This is a genomic window from Pseudoalteromonas sp. ASV78 (assembly GCF_047806705.1).
GTDB classification, from domain to species: Bacteria; Pseudomonadota; Gammaproteobacteria; order Enterobacterales; family Alteromonadaceae; genus Pseudoalteromonas; species Pseudoalteromonas prydzensis_A.
Window position 1 is genome coordinate 885,514 of sequence record NZ_JBLOPA010000001.1, and the last position, 24,560, is coordinate 910,073.

21 protein-coding genes and 1 tRNA gene are annotated in these 24,560 nt (G+C 40.9%); 15 read left to right on the forward strand and 7 right to left on the reverse strand.

All coding sequences use genetic code 11. The features are described from left to right. The first annotated feature begins 256 nt into the window (after positions 1-256). The 6 genes from thrS to ACMVDV_RS04035 all read left to right on the forward strand — a co-directional run bounded on the left by thrS (position 257) and on the right by ACMVDV_RS04035 (position 5,646). Complete coding sequence (thrS, locus tag ACMVDV_RS04010) at positions 257-2,167, forward strand: threonine--tRNA ligase (RefSeq protein ID WP_416157271.1); 1,911 nt, start codon at positions 257-259, stop codon at positions 2,165-2,167. Between the two features lie 59 nt (positions 2,168-2,226). Then, positions 2,227-2,790 (forward strand): translation initiation factor IF-3, encoded by a 564-nt coding sequence (gene infC / locus ACMVDV_RS04015; protein WP_145233176.1) that lies wholly within the window; start codon positions 2,227-2,229, stop codon positions 2,788-2,790. Between the two features lie 208 nt (positions 2,791-2,998). Next, positions 2,999-3,199 carry a 50S ribosomal protein L35 gene (gene rpmI, locus ACMVDV_RS04020; RefSeq protein WP_004587840.1) on the forward strand — a complete coding sequence of 67 codons (201 nt, stop codon included), beginning with the start codon at positions 2,999-3,001 and terminating at the stop codon, positions 3,197-3,199. A gap of 15 nt (positions 3,200-3,214) precedes the next feature. Further along, positions 3,215-3,577 carry a 50S ribosomal protein L20 gene (gene rplT, locus ACMVDV_RS04025; protein WP_416157272.1) on the forward strand — a complete coding sequence of 121 codons (363 nt, stop codon included), beginning with the start codon at positions 3,215-3,217 and terminating at the stop codon, positions 3,575-3,577. Positions 3,578-3,751: 174 nt separating this feature from the next. Then, complete coding sequence (locus ACMVDV_RS04030) at positions 3,752-4,825, forward strand: sensor histidine kinase (protein ID WP_304180782.1); 1,074 nt, start codon at positions 3,752-3,754, stop codon at positions 4,823-4,825. Next, complete coding sequence (locus ACMVDV_RS04035; protein WP_064666311.1) at positions 4,822-5,646, forward strand: LytR/AlgR family response regulator transcription factor; 825 nt, start codon at positions 4,822-4,824, stop codon at positions 5,644-5,646. Before ACMVDV_RS04030 ends, ACMVDV_RS04035 begins: the two co-directional genes overlap by 4 nt. Before the next feature lie 104 nt (positions 5,647-5,750). Here the strand turns inward: ACMVDV_RS04035 and pyk are convergent, their stop codons facing one another. Continuing rightward, a complete protein-coding gene (gene pyk / locus ACMVDV_RS04040) occupies positions 5,751-7,187 on the reverse strand; it encodes a pyruvate kinase (RefSeq protein WP_304180783.1) in 1,437 nt (478 codons plus the stop codon). Between the two features lie 405 nt (positions 7,188-7,592). Between pyk and gndA the strand changes: the two genes are divergently transcribed. Further along, positions 7,593-8,966: an NADP-dependent phosphogluconate dehydrogenase gene (gndA, locus tag ACMVDV_RS04045; protein WP_416157273.1), complete on the forward strand. Its 1,374-nt coding sequence runs from the start codon at positions 7,593-7,595 to the stop codon at positions 8,964-8,966. 86 nt (positions 8,967-9,052) lie between these two features. Here gndA and ansA read toward each other — a convergent pair whose 3' ends face one another. Next, complete coding sequence (gene ansA, locus ACMVDV_RS04050) at positions 9,053-10,063, reverse strand: asparaginase (protein WP_304180786.1); 1,011 nt, start codon at positions 10,061-10,063, stop codon at positions 9,053-9,055. 69 nt (positions 10,064-10,132) lie between these two features. Continuing rightward, on the reverse strand, positions 10,133-11,998 hold the full coding sequence (gene sppA, locus ACMVDV_RS04055; RefSeq protein WP_416157274.1) for a signal peptide peptidase SppA: 1,866 nt from the start codon (positions 11,996-11,998) through the stop codon (positions 10,133-10,135). 219 nt (positions 11,999-12,217) lie between these two features. Here sppA and ACMVDV_RS04060 point away from each other — a divergent pair, with 219 nt between their 5' ends. From ACMVDV_RS04060 to ACMVDV_RS04090, 7 genes are all read left to right on the forward strand, one after another. Further along, positions 12,218-14,179 carry an FAD-dependent oxidoreductase gene (locus ACMVDV_RS04060; RefSeq protein WP_416157275.1) on the forward strand — a complete coding sequence of 654 codons (1,962 nt, stop codon included), beginning with the start codon at positions 12,218-12,220 and terminating at the stop codon, positions 14,177-14,179. Positions 14,180-14,243: 64 nt separating this feature from the next. Then, positions 14,244-14,921 (forward strand): DoxX family protein, encoded by a 678-nt coding sequence (locus ACMVDV_RS04065; RefSeq protein ID WP_416157276.1) that lies wholly within the window; start codon positions 14,244-14,246, stop codon positions 14,919-14,921. Between the two features lie 170 nt (positions 14,922-15,091). Then, positions 15,092-15,640 (forward strand): NAD(P)H nitroreductase, encoded by a 549-nt coding sequence (locus ACMVDV_RS04070; protein ID WP_416157277.1) that lies wholly within the window; start codon positions 15,092-15,094, stop codon positions 15,638-15,640. A gap of 202 nt (positions 15,641-15,842) precedes the next feature. Continuing rightward, positions 15,843-16,220, forward strand: coding sequence for a hypothetical protein (locus ACMVDV_RS04075; RefSeq protein WP_416157278.1), 378 nt, complete (start codon positions 15,843-15,845; stop codon positions 16,218-16,220). A 101-nt stretch (positions 16,221-16,321) separates the two neighbouring features. Continuing rightward, positions 16,322-16,412, forward strand: a tRNA-Ser gene (locus ACMVDV_RS04080). Between the two features lie 49 nt (positions 16,413-16,461). Then, on the forward strand, positions 16,462-16,848 hold the full coding sequence (locus ACMVDV_RS04085) for a hypothetical protein (RefSeq protein ID WP_416157279.1): 387 nt from the start codon (positions 16,462-16,464) through the stop codon (positions 16,846-16,848). Positions 16,849-16,952: 104 nt separating this feature from the next. Continuing rightward, positions 16,953-17,570, forward strand: coding sequence for an FKBP-type peptidyl-prolyl cis-trans isomerase (locus ACMVDV_RS04090; RefSeq protein WP_304180795.1), 618 nt, complete (start codon positions 16,953-16,955; stop codon positions 17,568-17,570). An 81-nt stretch (positions 17,571-17,651) separates the two neighbouring features. Here ACMVDV_RS04090 and ACMVDV_RS04095 read toward each other — a convergent pair whose 3' ends face one another. Then, positions 17,652-20,051 (reverse strand): TonB-dependent receptor, encoded by a 2,400-nt coding sequence (locus ACMVDV_RS04095; RefSeq protein WP_416157280.1) that lies wholly within the window; start codon positions 20,049-20,051, stop codon positions 17,652-17,654. Between the two features lie 150 nt (positions 20,052-20,201). Here ACMVDV_RS04095 and ACMVDV_RS04100 point away from each other — a divergent pair, with 150 nt between their 5' ends. After that, the gene (locus ACMVDV_RS04100; RefSeq protein ID WP_304180799.1) at positions 20,202-20,729 is read left to right on the forward strand and encodes a YaeQ family protein; all 528 of its coding nucleotides are present in this window, start codon (positions 20,202-20,204) and stop codon (positions 20,727-20,729) included. Between the two features lie 10 nt (positions 20,730-20,739). On the opposite strand, the gene yfaE is transcribed toward ACMVDV_RS04100, so the two are convergent. The 3 genes from yfaE to nrdA all read right to left on the reverse strand — a co-directional run bounded on the left by yfaE (position 20,740) and on the right by nrdA (position 24,494). Beyond that, on the reverse strand, positions 20,740-21,012 hold the full coding sequence (yfaE, locus tag ACMVDV_RS04105) for a class I ribonucleotide reductase maintenance protein YfaE (RefSeq protein ID WP_304180801.1): 273 nt from the start codon (positions 21,010-21,012) through the stop codon (positions 20,740-20,742). Further along, a complete protein-coding gene (gene nrdB / locus ACMVDV_RS04110; protein WP_304180803.1) occupies positions 21,012-22,142 on the reverse strand; it encodes a class Ia ribonucleoside-diphosphate reductase subunit beta in 1,131 nt (376 codons plus the stop codon). The genes yfaE and nrdB overlap by 1 nt, the downstream gene beginning before the upstream one ends. A 69-nt stretch (positions 22,143-22,211) precedes the next feature. Then, positions 22,212-24,494: a class 1a ribonucleoside-diphosphate reductase subunit alpha gene (nrdA, locus tag ACMVDV_RS04115; protein WP_416157281.1), complete on the reverse strand. Its 2,283-nt coding sequence runs from the start codon at positions 24,492-24,494 to the stop codon at positions 22,212-22,214. Positions 24,495-24,560 lie beyond the last annotated feature (66 nt).

Consider the following 24,560-nt stretch of genomic DNA (forward strand, 5'->3'; position numbering starts at 1 on the left):
GATGATCCAACAGCTGAAATTGCATTAAGTATGAAATGCGGCGGTTATTTGTCAATTTGTCTGGCTAAATACTTGTATTTAGTAGCTTCAAACGCGACAATAACCGCTTGTGTTTGCTAAGACTCAACAAACGCATTAACCAAATACGGTTAAAATTAACAATGCTTATTCGTAAAAGCGTTGTCGAGTTATTCATTTTAATTTAATAAATACATGTGATGCATTGTAGGCGTCACCACTGTAGTAAGGATTTATAATGCCAGTTATTACTCTCCCTGACGGCAGTCAGCGTAGTTTTGAAAACCCAGTAAGCACTCTTGATGTAGCCAACGATATTGGCCCAGGCCTTGCCAAAGCAACCATAGCCGGTCGTGTTAATGGCACCCGTGTTGATGCCTGTGACTTAATTACAGACGATTCTCGCCTTGAAATCATCACCGCAAAAGATGATGACGGCCTTGAAATTATTCGTCACTCATGTGCTCACTTGATTGGTCATGCAGTTAAGCAATTGTTCCCTGAAGCAAAAATGGCAATTGGTCCTACTATCGATAACGGTTTTTACTATGATATCGATATGGAACATTCATTAAGTCAAGATGACTTAGAAGCCATTGAAAAGCGTATGCTCCAGCTTGCTAAAACAAACTACGACGTGGTTAAGGAAACCGTAAGCTGGCAACAAGCCCGCGATGCTTTTGCAGCACGTGGCGAAACATACAAAATTGAAATCCTTGATGAAAACATCAGCAAAGATGATCGTCCAGGCTTATACCATCACGAAGAATACATCGACATGTGTCGTGGCCCACACGTACCGAACATGCGTTTTTGCCAACACTTCAAAATAATGAAAGTGGCCGGTGCCTATTGGCGTGGTGATTCAGACAATAAAATGTTGCAACGTATTTATGGCACTGCATGGGGCGATAAAAAGCAACTTAAAGCCTATTTACAGCGTTTAGAAGAAGCTGAAAAGCGCGATCACCGTCGTATTGGTAAAGCACTTGATTTATGGCATTGGCAAGAAGAAGCGCCAGGCATGGTGTTTTGGCACAATGATGGGTGGAGCATTTACCGTGAACTTGAAGAGTTTGTGCGTGAAAAACTCCGTGAGTACCAGTACGAAGAAGTTAAAGGTCCAATGATGATGGACCGCTCGTTATGGGAAAAATCAGGTCACTGGGAAAAATATTCAGACGCAATGTTTACCACTGAGTCTGAAAAGCGTGAATACGCAATCAAACCAATGAACTGCCCAGGTCACGTCCAGATCTTTAATCAAGGTTTAAAATCGTACCGTGATTTACCACTGCGTATGGCTGAGTTTGGTTGTTGTCATCGTAATGAGCCATCTGGTGCACTCCATGGCTTAATGCGGGTACGTGGCTTTACGCAAGATGATGCGCATATCTTCTGTACTGAAGAGCAAATCATGGATGAAGTATCAGCCTGTATCCAAATGGTCTATGATACCTATGAAACATTCGGTTTTGAGAAAATCGTTGTTAAGTTATCGACTCGCCCTGAACAACGTATTGGCGAAGACGAAATGTGGGATAAAGCAGAGCTTGCGCTTGCGGATGCACTGAAAGCAAATAACATCGAATTTGATTATTTACCGGGTGAAGGTGCCTTCTACGGTCCAAAAATTGAATTTACTTTGTACGATTGCTTAGACAGAGCGTGGCAGTGTGGTACAGTGCAACTAGATTTTGCATTACCTGGGCGTTTAGGGGCAACTTATGTTGCTGAAAACAACGAACGCCGCACACCAGTTATGATCCATCGTGCAATTTTAGGTTCGATTGAACGTTTTATTGGTATCTTAACCGAAGAGTATGCCGGTTTATTCCCAACGTGGCTTGCGCCTAAGCAAGTGGTGATTATGAATATCACCGATAAACAAGCAGATTATGTGCAAGAAATTGTACAAAAATTAAATAAACTTGGAATTAGAGCCGCTGCTGACTTGAGAAATGAGAAGATTGGCTTTAAAATCCGTGAACATACATTAAAACGTATCCCATATTTACTGGTTGTTGGTGACAAAGAAGTCGAACAACAAGAAGTAGCAGTACGTACTCGCACAGGTGAAGACTTGGGCAAATTTAATGTTGATGAATTTGTTGCTAAAATTAGCGATGAAATTAAAAATCGACTATAAAAACTCTGCGTGTAGGGCATACATTTAATTGCTAACTACACGCTTATTATTTGATATTCTTGGAGGAACGTACTATTAGAGGCGGCAAGAAAGGGCAACAAACAGCCCAAAAAAATCGTATTAACGAAGAAATTACAGCTCAAGAAGTTCGCTTAATTGACATTGAAGGCGAACAAGCTGGAATTCAGTCATTAAAAGACGCGCAAACTATGGCTGATGCCGCTGGTGTTGATCTAGTAGAGATTAGCCCAAATGCTGAGCCGCCTGTTTGTAGAATCATGGACTACGGTAAGTTCATCTTTGAAAAAAGCAAAGAACTAAAAGAGCAGAAGAAGAAGCAAAAGCAAATCCAGATAAAAGAAATCAAATTCCGTCCTGGCACGGATGAAGGTGATTATCAGGTTAAGCTTCGCAACTTACGTAAGTTCTTAGAAGGTGGCGATAAAGCTAAGATTACCATCCGCTTCCGTGGTCGTGAAATGGCCCACCAAGAAATTGGTATCGAATTATTAAACCGTATCAAAGGCGATTTAGAAGAACTTGCAGTTGTTGAGTCTTTCCCAAATCGTGTTGAAGGCCGTCAAATGGTTATGATGATGGCGCCTGTTGCTAAAAAGCAATAAACAGGCTAAGATACGCACCGAATTTAGCTCAGGTCAGCAAGTAATATGAAAGTATTCACCTGTGCTAACCGGTATTAAAGTAAAACTGCAGCATTTATGTTGGGTTTTCACCGGACTATGGCAGTAAGTTAGGCCTAAAAGTGGAGCTATAGCAATATATCTCACGCCTGCTTACTAATTTTAAAGCAATACATTTGGAGTTATTGCAATGGCTTATAAGCTAAAAAGTCACAGAGGCGCGGCTAAGCGTTTCAAGAAAACTGCTTCTGGCGGTTTCAAGCGTAAACAAGCGCATCTTCGTCACATTCTGACTAAGAAAACTTCTAAGCGTAAGTTACACCTACGTCCTAAGATGATGGTTCATAAGAACGACCATGGTCTAGTTTCACGTATGTTACCATTCGCTTAATAGGGGTTTTTAGAAATGGCAAGAGTTAAACGCGGCGTTGTCGCACGTGCACGTCACAAAAAAGTTTTAAAACAAGCAAAAGGTTACTACGGAGCACGTTCACGTGTTTACCGCGTAGCTTTCCAGGCTGTTACTAAAGCGGGTCAATACGCTTACCGTGACCGTCGTGCGAAGAAACGTACTTTCCGTCAATTATGGATTGCACGTATCAATGCTGCTTCACGTCAAAATGGTCTGTCTTACAGCCGTTTTATCAATGGTCTTAAAAAGACATCTGTAGAAATCGATCGTAAGATCCTTGCAGATATCGCTGTTTATGACCAAATTGCATTCGCAGCGCTTGTTGCAAAAGCAAAAGAAGGCCTAGCGGCAGCTTAAGCTTTTACAAATAAGTATTGAAAAGGAGCCGATGGCTCCTTTTTTTGTGACTAAAATAAAGTTTTCACCAACAGTTGTTTGCGGTAAGGCTCGTGAAAAGCGAGATAGTCGGTAGTGATCCCTGCCTACCTAACGCTATATAATAATTACAAATAAATGAGGTAAGTAACTATTTTGAATTGGCAATCCTTAGTTGATAACCGCCAACGGTTTTTCTGGGTGTTACAGATCGCCGGTTGGATAGGTTATGCACTTGTTAACTACATTGGCTCTAAAGTATTTGAAATGCGTGATATCTACGTATTTGTCATTGTGCTTAATGCTTACGCCGGGTGTTTAATGACGGTGCCATTGCGCTATATGTATCGCAAGGCTTGGAATGCAGCACCTTGGATTTTAATGCTGGTGGTGTTCAGTGCTTCGTATGTTACCGGTACTTTGTGGGCGGTGATCCAAAAGTTTAATTTATGGGAAATTTATCGCCATGGTTATCGTCCTACAGAGTGGTTTTACTATCTGCAACAGGGCTTAGATTCGGTTTATATTATTCTTTGTTGGAGCGGTTTGTACTTCGGTATTAAATACTATCAACTGTTGCAAAGTGAGCGGCAAAAGGCCCTTAAAGCAACCACCATGGCGCATGAAGCACAACTGAAAATGTTGCGTTATCAGTTAAATCCTCATTTTTTATTTAATACTTTGAATGCTATATCTACGTTGATTTTGGTAAAAGAGAATAAAGATGCTAATTTAATGGTGTCAAAGCTGAGTGACTTTTTACGCTATACACTCAATACCGATCCGATAAAAAAAGTGCCACTTGAGCAAGAGTTACATGCACTTATGCTTTATCTTGAAATAGAGCGAGTGCGCTTTGATGAACGATTACAAGTGAATGTACAAGTCAGTGATGAAGCAAAAAATGCATTAGTGCCAAGCTTGATTTTGCAACCGATCATCGAAAATGCGATTAAATATGCGATAGCTCATCTTAGTGAAGGTGGAGTGATTGATATTAAAGCACAAGTTTTTGCTAATGAACTATTACTGGAAGTAGGCGATAATGGCCCTGGTACTGAATTACTTAATGGCCAATTAGTTAATTCACAGGGGGTTGGGGTAGCAAATACTAAAGACCGGCTAAAAACCTTGTATGAAAATAACTATTCGTTTGTGTTATCACATAATACGCCAAGTGGATTGAAAGTGAATCTGCGCGTTCCGTTTGAGAAGGCTGTGAAAAAATGAGCAAGATTAAGACCCTGATTGTCGATGATGAACCATTAGCCCGTAGAGGCCTAGCTGTAAGATTGGAGGAGTTTGATGATATCGAAGTCATCAAACTATGTAACTCTGGTCAAGAGGCAATCGATGCATGTCAAGCAGGGAAGATAGATTTAGTTTTTTTAGATATTCAAATGCCAGGAATGAATGGATTTGAGGTTGCCAGAGCACTCAGTGAAAGTGTCAGAGCATTACCTGCTATTGTATTCGTAACCGCATTTGATCAGTTCGCAGTCAAAGCATTTGAAATTCATGCTTTAGACTACATTCTTAAACCAGTCGATGACAACAGACTAAAACAGGCGGTAGAGAAAGTGCATACCTACTTGAAGACGCAACAAGACAACGCCCATAAAAAGAAATTGGCAAGTTTTGTCGCTGGAATTACTGGTAATAATTGTGAAGAGATTTTGAAAAAACTGGCCACCGGCGATACCTTAACGGATCGTCGTTACCCAGAATCTTTAGCGGTGAAAGAGCAGGGTGAAATAATCCGTGTGCCTGTAGCGACAATTCAATGGGTTGATGCTGCTGGTGATTATATGTGTTTACATTGCCAAGATGGGCAAACGCATATTCTTCGCAAAACCATGAAAGAACTAGAACAAGAGCTTGATCCACAATTATTTGTGCGCGTACATCGCAGTGCGATAGTAAATACTAAACAAATAAGCAAGTTAGTGACGCAAGTCAGTGGCGAATATTTATTAGTGTTAGACAACGGCCAAGAACTAAAAGTAAGCCGTAGTTACCGCGATAAAGTAAAAGCGGCGTTAGCAAGTTAACTTCGAAACGGGCTCATTAGCTGTTATATAACGAAGTAAATTAAACCATGTGTGTTAAATAAAAAACGCGAGCCTTGGCTCGCGTTTTTTCTGACTGTTTTAATTTAAGCAACAGTGACAATTTTCATGGTGTTGGTTGCACCAATCGTTTCCATAGCATCGCCATGAGTGATGATCACAGTATCGCCAGCTTGTAATGAACCCGCATTCACCAGTGTGTTAAGCGCATCTTTTACCATGTTATCTTTTTCACATTGGGTTGAGTCAAAAAATACCGGGTAAACACCGCGATATAATGCTGTTTGACCAAGTGTACTGGCATGACGCGATAATGAATAAATTGGTAAACCAGAGCTGATACGTGACATTAATTTTGCTGTGCTGCCTGATTCAGTTAAAGTCACAATGGCTTTCACAGAATCTAAGTGGTTTGCTGCATACATAGCTGATAATGCAATTGACTCAGCGTTTGATGAAAAACGGCTGTCTAAGCGGTGCTTAGAAACGTGGGTTTCTTTTTGTGATTCAGCCCCTAAACAAACGCGCGCCATGGTTGCTACGGTTTCTTCTGGGTAATCGCCTGCTGCTGTTTCAGCTGAAAGCATTACTGCATCTGTGCCATCAAGTACTGCGTTGGCAACATCCATAACTTCTGCACGGGTTGGCATAGGGTTATCGATCATTGATTCCATCATTTGCGTTGCGGTGATCACGGTACGGTTAAGTGAACGAGCGCGGCGGATAATAAGCTTTTGTTTACCCATTAAGGCAGCATCACCAATTTCAACACCTAAGTCACCACGGGCAACCATCACCGCATCTGAAGCGAGGATAATATCATCAACCGCTTCTACCGTTTCAACGGCTTCAGCGCGCTCAATTTTAGCTAAAAGCTGTGCTTTAGAGCCCGCAGCTTCAGCTAGTGAACGTACATAACGCATATCGTCGCCACTGCGTGGGAATGAAACCGCGATATAATCAACATCAATTTCTGCCGCAGTTAATAAATCTTCTTTATCTTTTTCAGTAAAGGCTGGAGCCGTTAAACCACCACCTAAACGGTTGATACCTTTATTATTAGATAACACGCCACCAACAGTTACTGTGGTATGCACTAAATGACCTTCAACGTTTACTACTGTTAATTGAATTAAACCATCGTTTAAAAGCAGTAAGTCACCTGGGGCAACATCTTGGGGCAATTCTTTGTAATCAATACCTACGGCGTTGATATCGCCTAGGCCTTTTTCCATTTTTGCATCAAGAATAAATTTTGCACCAACAGGTAGCGTTACTTTGCCATCTTTAAATGTCGATACACGAATTTTTGGGCCTTGCAAATCGGCTAAAATAGCAATGTGCTTACCTAATTTTTTGGCAATATCACGCACAGCTTGGGCACGGTCTTTGTGATCTTGGGCAATACCATGTGAAAAGTTCAAACGCACTACGTTTGCACCAGCACGGATTATTTTTTCTAAGTTATTATCTCGATCGGTTGCAGGTCCAAGGGTCGCGACTATTTTTGTGCGTCTAAGCATCAAATTCTCCTGTAGGCTTACTCAATTGTAAGCAGGTTGACGGTTTTTCGTTATTAATATATGCCGTTGTAACTAACACGCATAATACAGTTTTTACAGGCAGCCGATACATTGTTGAATATAATGTAACTTATGAGGCTGCCATTATTTTATACAAAATAAATATGACCACATTATGACACCGGTGTCAGGTCTCGTCAATGCTCGACTCAGAAATCCACACCAGGAAAATTTATCCCCCCGAAGGAACGGTTGTTTGGTATAATCTGCGCATCATGCGTATTTGTTTTACGCATTGCCGTGTATATATTGTCTAAGCTCGCATTTTTAAGTGGCTTGGGTATATAATGCGCGCGGTATTATTTTCATTTACTAACCAATAGTTGTTACCGAGGAGGACACTAAATGCAAGTTGCATTAGTCGGGTTAGGCGTTATGGGTAAAAATCTTGCTCTGAACTTGATAGAGCAGGGTATGACGCTAGTAGCTTATGATAAAAACCCAGACGCGGGCGAAGAGCTATTGAGCTGTGCTAAATTACAAGGCATGGCAGATCGTCTGCACATTGTGTCTGATTTAGCTGATATGGTAAAACGGTTAACGCCGCCTCGCTCAATCTTGTTATTAGTACCAGCGGGTGAGTTAGTTGATAAAGTGTGTAACGAATTAGTTGAAGCGGGTGTTGATTGCGACGACATTATTGTTGATTGCGGTAATAGTAATTATAAAGACGGCATCACGCGTAAACTTAAATATCAAAATAAATTTGAATTTGCCACTATGGGCATTTCTGGCGGTGCCGAAGGCGCTCGTCATGGCCCTGCGATGATGGCAAGTGGTTCAGAAGGTGGCTGGGAGCGTGTCGAGCCATGGTTTGAAAAAGTTGCTGCGAGCTACAAAGGCGAATCGTGTTTTGCCCGTGTAGGTCAATCAGCCAGTGGTCATTTTGTTAAAATGGTGCACAACGGCATTGAATACGCATTAATGCAATTAATTGCTGAAATGTATCAATTACTACGTTTAGGCACAAATCGTACTCCCCATGAAGTTGCCGATATTTTTAATCAATGGTCACAAGGCTCACTAAATAGTTATTTATTGTCTATTTCAAGTCATATCCTATCGTTAGAAACTGATGCTGATGAAGCGCTAGTTGATTTAATTGATAATAAAGTAGGCGCGAAAGGCACTGGTTTGTGGACGGCGCAAAATGCATTAGAGCTGGGTATTGCAGTGCCATCATTGGTTGCTGCTGTGCAAGCACGTCATTTAACTAATACCGCTGACACACACGCCGCAAAAGAAATGACCTATGCCGCTAAATCAACGACACAAATTGAACTAGATTTAGAAGAACTTAAAGATGCGTTCTTGTTTGCAAGTTTACTTGCTTATCGTCAAGGCCTTGCGCTTATTAAAGGTGCATCGCGTGCGCATCAATGGAAAGTCGACTTATCTAAAACACTGCAAACATGGCGTGCAGGCTGTATTATCCGTGCCGATTACTTAGATAATATTGCTGATGGTGTTGAGTTTATCGATACACTTGAAAAAGAGTCACTCGCACTGCGTAAAATTACAGGTCAAGCGATGATGACTGGTTTAGCATTTCCAGTCTTGAGCTCAACGCAAACCTACTTTGCGACCCTTACTACACCAAGCAATGGTCATTTAGTACAAGCACAACGAGATTACTTCGGTGAGCATGGTATTAAAACCCACAGCGGTGAAGTATGCCATTTAACGGATTTAGTAGAGATTGACGCGAAAGTACGTTAATTAGGCCAATAAGTTAAAATGAAAGGCACGCTAATTAGCGTGCCTTTTTAGTTTAAAAAAATAGTTTTTATTATAAAGCGCTCAGCTTATCTACTTAACTCACCACGTAAGTTGTCTTGCATTAAATGGCGAATAGTTTCAATTTCAAGCTGTTGGCTAAATAAGTAATGTAATTTAGTTAGGCATGCTTCTAACGTCATATCGTAACCGCTGATCACACCAATGTTGAGTAATGCATTACCCGTTGCATAACCGCCCATATTGACATGACCTTTTAAGCATTGTGTGAGATTGATAATGACCATGCCGCGTTTACTCGCGCTTGAGAGGATCTCTAAAAAGTCAGGATCTTGTGGCGCATTGCCTACCCCAAAGCTTAATAACACTAGGGCTTTGATATTATCGTTTACCAGACTTTTAACCACAGCATGACTGATCCCAGGATACAAGTATAAAACCCCAATAGGTTGTGGTGTTATGTTAGTGACTTGTAGTTCATTTTCAACATACGGGCTCAGTTGGCCTTTTAATAATTGAATGTTAATGCCTGAGAGAGCCAGTGGATCTAGGTTTGGAGAGGCAAAGGCATCAAAGCCATCGGCATGGGCTTTTGTCGCACGGTTGCCGCGAAATAATTGATTATTAAAAAATAAACTAACCTCGGCAATCGGATAATTAGCCGCTAAGTACATGGCATTAAGTAAATTGACTTGGCCATCAGAGCGCAGTTGCGACAGTGGAATTTGTGAACCTGTGACAATCACGGGTTTTGTTAAATTTTCAAACATAAATGACAGCGCAGAGGCGGTATAGGCCATGGTGTCTGTGCCGTGCAATACCACAAAGCCATCATAGTCTTGGTATTTACTTTTTATATCCTCAGCAATTAATTGCCAATGGACAGGGGACATATCGGAAGAATCAATGAGCGGACAATACTCATGAATATCAAATAAAGGCATTTCATCACGGTTAAATTCAGCATTGTTTACTACGGTTTGTGTTAAAAAGCCCTCTGCAGGAATATAGCCTCGGCTTGATTTTTTCATGCCAATTGTACCGCCAGTGTATGCGATATAAATACGTTTACGTTTCATAAAAAAGCCCAGTAAAAAAACTGGGCTTAGTATAACGGTTAGTTGCTGCGATTACAGCCTATACACTCGTTATTGTGAAATATTACACACTAAGCAGCGGGCATAAATACCTTGCGGATCGTTGTAATCCTGCAAGTTTTCAACCTCAGTCGTTAATTGCTTAACTAACCCATTGATTGATGCTTGGTTTGAGAGTGCGTTTTGTAGCGTACTTTGCGAACCAATCAGTGCTTTAACCGATGCGTTACCAAAGATATCTTGCATTAGCTGCTCTTGCCCAGTAAGGCTATGCTTGATGGTTTTTACTTCATAAAAATCAAGTTTAGCCAGTTCAGCGGCGGCTTTAATTGCATCTTGCTTATTACCAAGCTTATCGATTAAGCCAAGTTCTTGCGCTTGGCTTGCAATCCAAACACGGCCTTGGGCAATCTTATCAACTTGCTCAGGTGTCATGTTCCGTGCTTCGCCAACGACCTCTAAAAAGCGCTGATAGGCATCTTCAACACTTAGTTGAATAACTTGCGCCATTTTTTCATTCAGAGGACGGGCGACTGACAGGCCAGCCATTTCAGTGGTTGCTACGCCGTCTGAATAAACACCTAATTTAGCCATGGTGTTTTCAAAGGTCATAAAGTTACCAAATACACCAATTGAACCGGTAATGGTACTTGGCGCGGCCCAAATTTCATTGGCTGCGGAGGCAATCCAGTAACCACCAGAGGCAGCCACAGAGCTCATTGAAGCAATTACCGGTTTACCAGCAGCTTTGAGTGCCAGTACTTCAGCGCGAATAATTTCAGAAGCAAACATACTGCCACCGCCTGAATCAATACGTAGTACCACGGCTTTAACTTTTTCATCTAAGCGAGCTTTACGTAGTAATGCCGCCGTAGAGTCACCACCAATTTCACCGGCTTTGCGTTCGCCGTCAGAAATAGTACCGCGAGCAACAACAACCGCGACTTTTTCTGTCATTGGGTTATCAAATTCAACTGGCGGTTTAATCAATGAAAGGTATTCTTTAAATGATACTTGGTTAAAGGTTTTGCCAGTTTCTTCAGCGCCTACTAATTCAATCAATTCTCGACGAACTTGTTGATTCGTTTTTAATGAATCAACCCATTGATGTTCAAGTGCATATTTACCTGAGTCACCATTAACCGCTTGCATTTTGGCAAGGAATACATCCATGGTTTCATCAAAATTAGCTTCATCAAATGGACGAACTGCAGCAACATCTTGCTTATATTCTTGCCACAATGCACCCAACCATACACTGTTGGCTTCTTTTGCTGCATCTGACATATCATTACGAATGAAAGGTTCCACAGCCGATTTGAAGGTACCAACACGGAAAATATGCTGGGTGATGCCGAGCTTTTCAAGCGCATCTTTAAAATACAGTGGATACATACCAAAACCTTGAATTTCAACGCCACCATATGGATGCATTGAAATTTCATCAGCATGAGCAGCGATGTAATATTGTGCTTGAGAATAATAATAACCAGAGGCAATTACTTTTTTACCGCTAGCTTTAAAACGCTCTAGAGCTTGAGAGATTTGTTTTAATTTATTTAAATGCGCGCTAGGCATTTTTTGTAAATCTAACAAGATCACACTAATGCGTTTATCTTCAGTGGCTTGATCAATTACTTCGATAATATCATCAAGTAATATTTCAGCAGGTTCGTCGTTGCCCATTGTTGTGTCATTGATGGCGGCTTCAATTGGATCAACGTAAATTTTTTCTTCTACGATTGGCCCATTGAGGTTAAGTGTGAGCACCGATGTATCAGCAACATTAATTTCATCGTCATCACTTACGATAGAGACAATGAAAAGAATAACGAGTAGCACAAATAAAAAATTGAGGACTAAACGACGAGAAAAGTTAATTCCTGCCCACAGTCCTTTAAACAGCTTTGCAATCAAAATAAATCCTTAGTCTGGTACAACTTATATATGTCACCATCTTAGCCTAGAATAAAAATTTATTTAACTGTTAAATCGTAACTAAGTATTTATCAGTGCCGTCCTTAAAGAGGTTAACGATAGAAATATGACATAATTGAGTGCTTTTGTTGCTTATTACTTGCCAATCAAGCAAAATTCGCTAATGTATAGAGGTTAGACCAGTTGACGGGGCAGAGGATGTTAGAACAACAATTACAATTAAAACACACACAATTACGCAATCGCTTAGTAATGGGCTCAATGCATACAGGGCTTGAAGAGGGGTGGCATAACAGAAAACGGCTGCGTGCATTTTATGAAGCACGCGCAAAAGGTGGCACCGCAATGCTCATCACGGGTGGTTATAGCCCTAATCTGCGTGGAAAGTTAACCCCCATTTCATCCTCTTTTAACAGTTATTATGATGTATTTAAGCACCGTGCCTATACTGATGCTGTGCATCAGCATGGTGGTAAGATTTGCTTACAATTATTACATGCTGGTCGCTATGCCTATCATCCATTTAATCAAGCACCCAGTGCAATTAAAGCACCTATCAATCCGTATAAACCAAAAGCGATGTCTTTAGGGGCGATTAAAAAAACCATCAAAGACTTTGCTCATTCTGCTTATTTAGCACAAAAAGCGGGTTATGATGGTGTTGAAGTGATGGGTTCTGAAGGCTATCTGATCAATGAATTTATGGCGCCGCATACTAATAAACGCACCGATGAATACGGCGGGAGTCTAGAAAATCGCCTGCGTTTGGCATTAGACATAGTTAAAGCGGTACGTGCCAAAGTAAATAAAGAATTTTTAATTATCTTTCGTTTATCAGTGATGGATCTGATCCCAAATGGTTCCACACCAGAAGAAGTAACGGTTCAAGCTAAAGCGTTGGAGCTGGCAGGCGTTGATATATTTAATACTGGTATTGGCTGGCATGAAGCACGCGTGCCAACGATTGCCAGTATGGTACCACCTGGTGCATTTAAAGAAGCGTCAAAACGTTTAAAAGAAGTAGTGTCGGTGCCTGTCATTGCTGTAAATCGTATTAATACTCCTGCTATTGCCAATGAAATTTTAACCGCAGGTAATGCCGATTTAATCTCGATGGCACGCCCACTGCTTGCTGATCCTGAGTTTTTCAATAAATATCAAGCACAACACAGTGAGCAAATTAATATTTGTATCGGTTGTAACCAAGGTTGCTTAGATCATGTGTTTAAAGGTAAGCGAGCGACGTGCTTAGTTAATCCACAAGCAGGCTTTGAATTAGATTACCCGCTTGAATACACACAAACGGCTAAAAGTGTGTTGGTTGTTGGTGCCGGGCCTGCGGGTTTATCAGCAAGTTGTTATTTAGCGCAAAAAGGCCACACAGTGACGCTGATTGATAAAAGTGCTGATATGGGCGGGCAATTTAATCTCGCGATGCGCATTCCTGGTAAAGAAGATTTTAATCATACTCTGCGTTATTTTATTAACGAACTTGAACGTCTAAAAGTCACGGTCACACTCAATACTCCTTTTACCGATAAAATGCTTGAGCAATACGATGATGTGGTGTTTGCAACGGGTGTACGCCCGCGCGAAGCAAATTTTACTTGCGCTGATGATAAACGAGTTTTTTCATACGATGAAGTGATCCGCGGTGAAGTTGAATTAGGCCAATCGATTGCGATTTTAGGCGCCGGTGGCATTGGTTTTGATATGGTCGCTTTTTTAAGCGAGCATAAAAACCAAACTATCAGTGAATTTAAAACCCAATGGGGGATTGAGTGCGAGCCAAGCCCGCATAAAGATAGTCGTCAATTGTTTATGCTCAAACGCAGTGCTGGGCGTTTTGGCAGTGAACTGGGTAAAACCACCGGTTGGATACACCGCCAAGTTGCAAAGCAACATGGTGTAAAACAAATCGCTGATTGTCAGTATCATCATTTTGATGCGCAAGGCCTAAAAATCACTGTGGCAGGGGAAGAGCAGGTTTTAGCTGTTGATACGGTTATTGCGTGTATTGGGCAAGTGTCTAATAATGAGTTAATGTCACAATTAACCGATAACCCAAAAGTACATGTGATTGGTGGGGCCAAATTAGCGACAGCGATTGATGCAAAACGGGCTATTTATGAAGCGTTACAGGTGGCACGTAAAATTTAACTGAAATAAACTTTCTATCGTAGCGGTCTTTGTTTAATACACTTTAAGAGAATAGATCGCTACGATGAATACATTGATCAATATATATAAAACGTTGCTACAAAAAATAGCCCTATTTGATGGTATCCCTGCTTTACTATTTAGACTCATACTCGCACCAGTTATGATCATTGCGGGTTATAACAAACTAAATATCAGTGGTGATGTTAATGGCTTTTTTGAATTCTTTTTAGCTTCTCCTGATATTGTTGCTTGGTTTGGCAACGCAGATTGGGGCTTAGGTCTACCTTTCCCTGATTTATTGGCTTTTTTAGCTGGCTGGAGTGAATTTCTGGGCGGTTGGCTGCTCTTGGTTGGTTTATTAACTCGCTTAGTTAGCATTCCGTTGATGTTTACCATGGTCGTTGCCGCAACCTCAGTACATTGGCACAATGGCTGGTTTGCTATTGCGCCGACAGAGCCTGATACCAGTGCCGCACAAGTACTCGATTGGCTAGCGATACCTGGTGCCAAAGCAAGCCTCGATAATTCCCTTGCAGTGAAGGAACGAATTGAGAAAATCCGAGGACTTGTAGAAGAGCATGGTTTCCCCGATTACTTGTATGAAAAGGGTAAACCGTCAATTTTGAATAATGGCATTGAGTTTTCAGCTATTTATTTTGCGATGCTATTAAGTTTATTTTTCACCGGTGGTGGGCGCTTTGTAAGCTTAGATTATTGGCTACGAAGAACAATCGAATAAGTCAGATACTTACTGGTAAGTTTGCAGCAGCCGCTGCAAACTTTCTAACTTTCTAACTTTCTAACTTTCTAACTTTCTAACTTTCTAACTTTCTAACTTTCTAACTTTCTAACTTTCTCAGTAATCCGTATCAATGGTATGCTGTTTTCTTTTTCAGTGAGAAGTACGCTATGGATGCTATTGAGCTTTTATTAACCCGTCAGTCTGATCCCCGACTAATTGCACCCGCTCCCAACAACAGCCAATTAGAGATTATTAAACAAGCAGCACTGCGTGTGCCGGACCATGGCGCGCTTGCGCCATGGCAATTTATTGTTGTAGCAGGGGATGCGCGCGAACGACTTGGCGAAATTTATTATCAAAGTGCAGTTGCAGAACAACAAGATGAAAAAGTCATTAATCGCGCCAAAGAGTTACCACTGCGTGCCCCAATGATTATTATTGCGATTGCTAAATATCAAGCACATCCTAAAGTACCACGTATAGAGCAAGTACAAAGCGCCGGCTGTGCTGTGCTTGCGATGCAACAAGCGGCATTCGCACAAGGGCTTGGTGGTGTTTGGCGTACCGGCTATTTTGCGCAAAGTGAGGGTGTTAAAGCGTCTTTAAATTTAAACACAGACGATGAGATTGTCGGCTATTTATACTTAGGTACACCTGAACTAGAGTGTAAAAAATCGGTACGTCATCAGCCTGAACGTTTTTTCAGCAATTTATAGTTGCGAAGACGTAATAAATTGGAACTTTTTCTTTTTGTACTAGTCAGAGAGCATTAAGGTTACTCTTGTTAGAGTCGGCAAGTAACTTAGCTGCGTGAAGCGCTTGGATGCAATAACCCTGAATGCAACGATTTGTTATTCTTCAGCAGTTTATTAATGTATGGAATGCTTTATAAAAATAACAATCTAGAAGACGAGGATAATGGGAAATTTATTTTTACGTGAAAAAGAAAAGTGGTTAACGTGGTCTTTATGGGGCTTTGTTGGTGCAGTTATAACTCTTTACACAGCATTTAGTACACAGACTCCTCATCTAATTGCAATGTCATCAATAGGTATTGTGATTATCTTAGCGTGGTGGATGCAACGTACAAGGCGATTTGACTTTGGCAGGGCATTTAAAGTGTGCTGTTATGTATTAGTTATTAGTATCTTACCTGCATTTATATTGGTACTGGTGCCAAGTGATGATCTCAATCGCTATGATTTAATCTTCCAAAGTTTAAGTTTTGTGACTTTTAGCTTGCTAGTGTGTTTATTATGCTCGTGGATTGCAAAACGGCCAAAACAGTATTATTGAGTTATTTTTAGGCGTTATAGGATCATAGCAGCAATTAATTTTGATTTTTTACTGTTAGGGCTTTACAACAAGGCAAGTAACCCCTATTATCCGCGCCGTACGGAGAGATGGCAGAGTGGTCGAATGCACCGGTCTTGAAAACCGGCATGGGTTTATAGCCCATCTAGGGTTCAAATCCCTATCTCTCCACCATATTTAAAAAGCCGCCTTCTGGGCGGCTTTTTGCTATCTGGAGTTTTATATGTCACAACAAAATCAATTAAGTACAACTCAGCGGGTACTCAAGCATGTGTTGTTATGGACTGTATTTGGCTATTGCTATCACAGTGCAATCAACCTTTTGGTTAAGATGGCCATTGATTCGCAACCGGAGCAGATATTGGTTACTGCAATGGCGTATTGTTTAGGCTTTAATGTTTTATCTGCCCATTTGATCAGCAAATATGACAGGCATTGGCCTGAAATTGCCGCAATCTATATAGGGATTTTTGGCTTATTAGTGGTGCCGGTGATACTTGTTGGTCCGCAAGCATTATTGAGTCGTCCAATACTCGCTGGTATTTTAATCAGCTTACCAGTATTTACTTTCGCAATGCGCTTTATAAAGCGAAAACTCCCTAAAAACTAATCCTAAAGAAGCCCAAAAGGGCTTTTTTTTATGATAGCATAGACGCGTCTTTTAACTGATACCAACGTTATTAAGGTTGGTATAAACAAAACGTGAAACACATTATGTCAGATAATTTTACTACAGATGCTGAAAAAGCAAGTTACGGTATTGGCTTACAAATGGGTGAGCAACTTAAAGCGAATCCGTTCGAAGGTCTAAACTTAAATTCAGTATTTGCAGGCATGAAAGATGCGTATGTAGGTGGCGATTTCCAAGTTGAGATCCCTGAGATCCAAGCTGCTTTCGAAAAAATCAATACTGAAATTCAAGCTCGTCGTGAAGAAGAAGCTAAAGTACTCGCGGCTGAAGGCATTGCATTCCTAGAAGAAAATGCAAAGCGTACTGAAATCACCGTTACTGAGTCTGGTCTGCAATACGAAGTACTTGCAACAGGTGAAGGCGACAAGCCTACTGCAGAGTCTACAGTTCGCGTTGATTATCACGGTACACTTATCAACGGTACTGTTTTTGATAGCTCTTATGAGCGTGGTCAGCCAGCAGAGTTCCCTGTTGGTGGCGTTATCAAAGGTTGGACTGAAGCGTTACAAATGATGCCAGTAGGCACTAAATGGCGTATTTATGTTCCTCATGATCTTGCTTATGGTGAACGTGGTGCCGGTGCTGCGATTGCACCTTTCTCAACGCTTGTATTCGATGTTGAGTTACACGCTATTCTTTAATAGTTATTTACTTTTTTAAGTAAATAAAAAGCCACCCTAAGACGATTAGGGTGGCTTTTTTTATGTTTGTATTATGGTTAATTAAAAGTAACCACGTACACCTAGTCTAAAGTTTCGCCCTGGTAATGGCGTTTGATCTTTAATAAATGAGCTATGTACAAAGCCTAGTTCATCAGTGATGTTATCAATGTTGATATAAAACTGCGTATCGACAGGGCCTACCGTTAATTGATAATTTGCTTGTGCATCAAATAACGTGTAACCGTCAGTTGCGGTTTCATAGGCTGTAATGTCATTTTGTTCAAAGTAATGGGTGCCCGTTAAACTAAACTGCCAATCACTAATATTATATTGTAATTCTGAGCCTAATTTATTCGCTGGAATGCGCGGTAAATTACCTTCATCATCCGCAAGTTTTGCCGTGGTTGAATCACCAAATAGTTTAACCATTGCATTGGAGTTAATTTGATAATGTGCGTCAAACTCAATACCGTATAACTTTGCATCTTTACTGACGAATTGATAAACCGCCATACCATGATCGTGGTCAGGCTCTGCTGCTTCAAGGCCATGCTCTGCATCAAACACTAAGCCCGTGTTTTGTTGATAGTAAAAGTTTTCAATGTCGTTATAGAAAAAGTTAACGGTATAACCAAAATCGCCACTAAAGCGTCTAAAGCCAAAATCAATATTGGTGGACGTTTCTTGCTTGATATTGTCAGGTTCGAAGTGAATTTCACCGTCTTCAATTACGTAGCCCAAACCTAGCTCATAGGTACTGGTAGCAATATGTACACCATTTGAAAGTAGCTCTGCAGATAACGGAGCACGCTCTGAATGTGACACGCTAAGAGACACACTTTGGCCTGGCGTATATTGCCAAATTGCGCCAGCTGAAGCGCTTAGGTTAGTAAAACTTTTACTGTAAGCCGTTAGCTCATTTTCGTGCTCATCAGCATGCTCTTCATGGTCATGGTCATGGTCATGGTCATGCGCTGCAGCATTAACATTGCTATCAATGTTATAATCTTCTAAACGAGCACCAAGTTCCACAGTCACGTCGCCAAACTGTTGCTCTTCTAAAATAAACAATGCATTACTAGTGGTTTTACTTGCTGGTGTAAAGGCTTCTTCACCATCAGCATCATAATTGGACTCGCTAAAGTGGTAGCCCGCCATACCGTGCCAGTTCCCCAGTTTATGCTCAATATTAAAACGTGCTTCAGTGGTTTCGTTGCTGAAGATAGTACCAATCGCGCCGTCTTCAATTTCAGCATGGCGATAGTCAGTATAACCAAGACGTAAGTTAATGGTTTCAATCCAGTTGTTATGCAATGCATAGCTCATTAGGCCTTGCCAACGATCTTGCTCTACGCGCGCATAAACGGCTTCTTCTTCACCTTCTTCATGGGCATGTTCATGCTCGTGATCATGACCATGTTCATGGCTATGTGCCGGAATACCGTAATCTGTTTCGATACGACCATAAGCGACACCTAACGTTAAATGTTCCCCCACATAGCTAGTTCCAAAGTTAACGGTTTGGCTATCAATAAAAGTATTTTTAACTGAGGTTGCTGTTTCATGCTCTTCTTCGTCATGGCCCTCATGATCTTCGTGCTCTTCTTCTGGTAAGTTAAAACGCGGAGTTTGGTAGTCATCACCAGTGCGTTTAGTACCATCAAAATGGAAGTTAAAGTTGTTATGACCCGTTTCAAGCTTGGCAGCATAGGTGTTGGCATTTGATACTGTATCGTGGCTGTATTCAACTGCGCCAGTTAGTTGCTCAATGTTATCGGTAGGAATACGATTATCAACCACATTGACAACACCGCCGATTGCACCAGAGCCATAAAGTAAAGTCGCAGGGCCTCGTAGGACTTCAATCTGTTCAGCGGCTAGGCTGTCATTAGAGGTTGCGTGATCAGGGCCAATTCTAGATGCATCGCTGCTGTCTAAGCCATTTTGAGTGATTTTAACGCGGGGGCCGTCTAAACCACGAATAATTGGACTTGAAGAAACAGGGCCAAAATAGCTGGCATTGACGCCTGGCAGGCCTTTTAAGGTTTCGCCTAATGTTGGCTTTGCTTTATTTCGTAGTTCATCACCGCTGAGCACGCTCACTGGTGAAATCATTTCTAAACTATTTTTATGCAGAGCAGAGGCATATACCACCACAGTTTCAACAGAGGTTGGAATAAGGGTAATTTGCAATGCAGGGCTTGCTGCATTCACTGCAATACGGGCATCAACATAATTGTCTTTACTAATATGTAACTGACTATTAGCGTCGATATCAATACTAAACTGGCCATTGTTATCAGTTTTTATTGATTGTGCTTTACCGTGTATATGCACGTCGGCTTGGCTGATCGGTTGATTTTTATCATCCAAAACTTGGCCTGTTACAACCGCGGCATGAGCAGAAAAAGAACTTAAAGCAGTGATAATTGCTGTGGATATTAAAGAATGTCGGATCATGATTACTACATCGTGGTTATTATGTTGTGATATAATATAACACCATCATTTAAGCCGATCAATAATGTTATACCATAACTTTAAAATAAACACATTTTCATTAGAGCGCGCTATACTCTAGTAGAAATAATCACTAGTTTGGTGAATGTTATGTCTGATAAAGCACGTATCTTTAAAGCACGTTTTAGCATTGCAGATTTGCGTCAGCAGCGTAATCATCAAGAGGTATTTACTACGGCTTTAACAAAAAATGAAACGCTAGAGCATTTTGTTTTAAAGCTATTAGGATATTGTATTTTATCTTACGACAGCCACGCAGTGCTAAATAAATTTTCAGATAGACTACAGCCAGATGTTGGTATCCAAGCATTGGACGAGCATTATAAAATCTGGTTAAGTGTAGATCAGCCCAACCTTGAGCAGCTGTTCAAAATAGCTAAGCAAGTAGACGAACTATTAATATTAACGACCGGTAATAGTCAGTGGTTAATTGAGTCTGAATCACGCTTAAAGTTATTTACAAATAGCCACATTATAGAAATTGATCAGCAATTCGTGGACGCTATTCAAATGGACTTAACGCGAAGTTTACATTGGGATGTCACTATCGATGAGGGCAGTTTAATGATCAGTGATAAAATACACTGTTATGAAACCAAACAGTTTGATTGGCACTAAACTACCGTGATTATTTAAAACTGAGGGTAATATCGCCATCGGGTTTGCAACAGCACAGCAGCACTTCTCCGTCACGCACAAACGCAAGCGGCTCTTCATTGTAGATCACTTGTCCTTGGCTGAGTGTTGCACGACAAGCGCCACAATAACCTTCTCGGCATTGAAAAGGGATATCATATTGCTGTTGTTCAAGGCAGTCTAAAAGGGAATGGCAGCCAGTGCTAAATTCAACACACTGGCTATTATCTGCAAAGTGAATCTTTGCAGTTTTGTTGCTGCTCATTAGAGATCAAAGTCACCAAAGTCAGCAGCATCAACTTGCGAATCAATTTGACCTACAAGGTATGAGCTGATCTCAGCTTCTTGTGGGGCAACTTGTACATTGTCAGACACTAACCATGAGTTGATCCATGGAATAGGGTTACTGCTGGTTTTGAATTGGGTCGGTAAGCCAACGGCACTCATACGTGCGTTAGTAATGTACTCAACGTATTGACATAAAATATCTTTGTTTAAGCCAATCATTGAGCCATCTTTAAACAAGTATTCAGCCCATTCTTTTTCTTGTTCTGCCGCATCCACAAACATCTTGATTGCTTCTTCACGACACTGCGCCGCAACGATGGCCATTTCAGGATCGTCTTTACCATCTTGCATAATGTTTAGAATGTGCTGAGTGCCTGAGAGATGTAGAGCTTCATCTCGGGCGATCAGCTTGATGATTTTCGCGTTGCCTTCCATCAATTCACGCTCTGCAAATGCAAATGAACAGGCAAAGCTGACATAAAAACGAATGGCTTCAAGAATGTTTACTGACATCATGGCAAGGTATAACAGCTTTTTAAGTTCAAATAAGCTGATATGAACAGTTTCACCATTAAGGCTGTGTTTGCCTTCACCGTACAAGTTATACACGGCAACTTTATTAATTAATTCATCGTAATATTTAGTTACGGCATCAGCGCGTTCACTAATTTTTTCGTTACTAACGATATCATCAAAAATAAGCTCAGGGGCTTGAGTAACGTTACGAATAATATGTGTGTATGAACGGCTATGGATTGTTTCACTAAATGCCCAAGTTTCAATCCAGGTCTCAAGTTCTGGGATCGACACAATTGGCAGTAACGCAACATTAGGCGAGCGACCTTGCACACTATCAAGCAAGGTTTGATACTTTAAGTTACTTAAAAAAATATGTTTTTCGTGATCGGGTAAGGCCTGAAAGTCTAACCGATCTTTACTCACATCGACTTCTTCAGGACGCCAAAAAAACGACAGCTGTTTTTCAATTAACTTTTCGAAAATAGGGTACTTCTGTTGATCATAACGCGATACGTTAACGGTTTGGCCGAAAAACATCGGTTCTTGTAGTTGGTTATTATGGTTTCGGCTAAAAGTAGTATAAGACATAAGATCACTCAAAAAACGAACAGGGCAAAGCGGGCGTATAGCCCGCTTCCAATTTATATTTATTATCGACTAGATTTTACAAGCGCCGCCTGCACAATCATCATCTTCCACGCCTGGTGTGTCATCTTGTGCATCAGATGCGCCATCGCGGGTATTGTGATAGTAAAGGGTTTTAACGCCAAGTTTATATGCACCCAGTAAATCTTGTAGTAATACCTTCATTGGTACTTTACCACCTTCAAATTTATTTGGGTCGTAGTTCGTATTAGCTGAAATTGTTTGGTCAACAAACTTTTGCATTATACCAACTAGCTCTATGTAACCTTTATTTGATGGGATATCCCACAATAGTTCATAGTTATCTTTTAAACGCTCATACTCAGGAACAACTTGTTTTAAAATACCATCTTTACTGGCTTTAACACTGATATGGCCGCGCGGTGGCTCAATACCATTGGTTGCATTAGAAATTTGCGACGATGTTTCAGACGGCATCAACGCAGATAACGTTGAGTTACGCATACCATGCTTTTTAATATTGGCACGTAACGTATCCCAATCTAAATGCAATGGTTCATCACAAATTTTGTCTAAATCACGCTTATAGGTATCAGTTGGCATGATCCCTTGTGAGTAGGTGGTTTCGTTAAATTTAGGGCAGGCGCCACGCTCTTTAGCCAGCTCATTTGACGCTTTCATTAAGTAATACTGAATTGCTTCAAAGGTCTTATGCGTTAATGCATTGGCACTGCCATCAGAATAACGTTTGCCATTTTTAGCAAGGTAATATGCGTAGTTGATTACGCCTATTCCGAGTGTACGACGGCCCATCGTTGCATTGTGGGCTGCTGGCACTGGGTAGTCTTGGAAATCAAGTAAGTTATCTAAGGCACGCACTGCAAGTTCAGCTAATTCTTCAAGCTCGTCTAGTGACTCAATGGCACCTAAGTTAAAGGCCGATAGCGTACACAGGGCGATTTCGCCTTCTTCGTCATTAACATTGCTCAACGGTTTAGTTGGTAATGCAATTTCTAAACATAAGTTAGATTGGCGAATTGGCGCAACTTTAGCGATAAACGGGCTGTGGGTATTACAGTGATCGACATTTTGTAAATAAATACGCCCGGTGCTAGCACGCTCTTGTGCAAACATTGAGAACAATTCAATCGCTTTAATACGTTTTTTACGAATTGATTCATCTTGCTCGTATTGCACGTATAGACGATCAAATTCATCTTGGTCTTCAAAAAAGGCATCGTAAAGACCTGGTACATCTGATGGGCTAAACAATGTAATGTAATCATCTTTAATCAAGCGCGCGTACATTAGCTTATTAAATTGCACACCGTAATCTAAGTGACGCACACGGTTATCATCTACACCACGGTTGTTTTTAAGCACTAATAAGTTTTCTACTTCTAAATGCCATAAAGGGTAAAACAGGGTCGCTGCACCGCCGCGTACACCACCTTGCGAACAGCTTTTAACTGCTGTTTGAAAGTGCTTATAAAAAGGAATACAGCCTGTGTGGTACGCTTCGCCATTGCGAATAGGGCTACCTAGTGCGCGAATGCGCCCAGCATTAATACCAATACCCGCACGTTGTGATACGTATTTTACAATCGCAGATGAGGTGGCGTTGATTGAATCTAAGCTGTCACCACATTCAATCAATACACATGAGCTGAATTGACGCGTAGGTGTACGTACCCCCGCCATAATTGGCGTAGGTAAAGAAATTTTAAATAATGACACCGCATCGTAAAAACGTTTAATGTAGTCTAAACGGGTTTCTTTTGGATAATCAGAGAACAAGCTAGCCGCAACTAAAATATATAAAAACTGTGCGCTTTCATATATTTCACCGGTAACTCGGTTTTGCACTAAATATTTGCCTTCAAGCTGCTTAACTGCTGCGTAGCTGAAGTTTAAATCACGTCCATGATCAAGGTACTCGTCTAATTGATCAATTTCTTGCTCTGTGTAGTCAGCGAGTAAGTGGGCATCGTAACGCTTATCTTCAACTAACTTGACGATGTGATCGTATAAACGCGGTGGCTCAAATTGACCATAGGCTTTTTTACGCAAATGGAATACAGCTAAGCGAGCTGATAAATATTGATAATCAGGCGACTCTTTAGAGATCTGATCAGCGGCCGCTTTAATGATGGTTTCATGGATGTCTTCAGTACGAATACCATCATAAAACTGGATGTGTGATTTTAGCTCAACTTGTGAGACAGACACATTATTTAGACCTTCGGCGGCCCAAGCAATAACGCGATGGATCTTATCTAAATCAAGTGACTCTTTACGACCGTCACGTTTGCTTACAGATAGCTGTTGGTTCATAGTTTTGCCTGTATTCCTTGGGATATAAAATTTTTTAGTGACACATTTTTCTTAGAATAAATATTT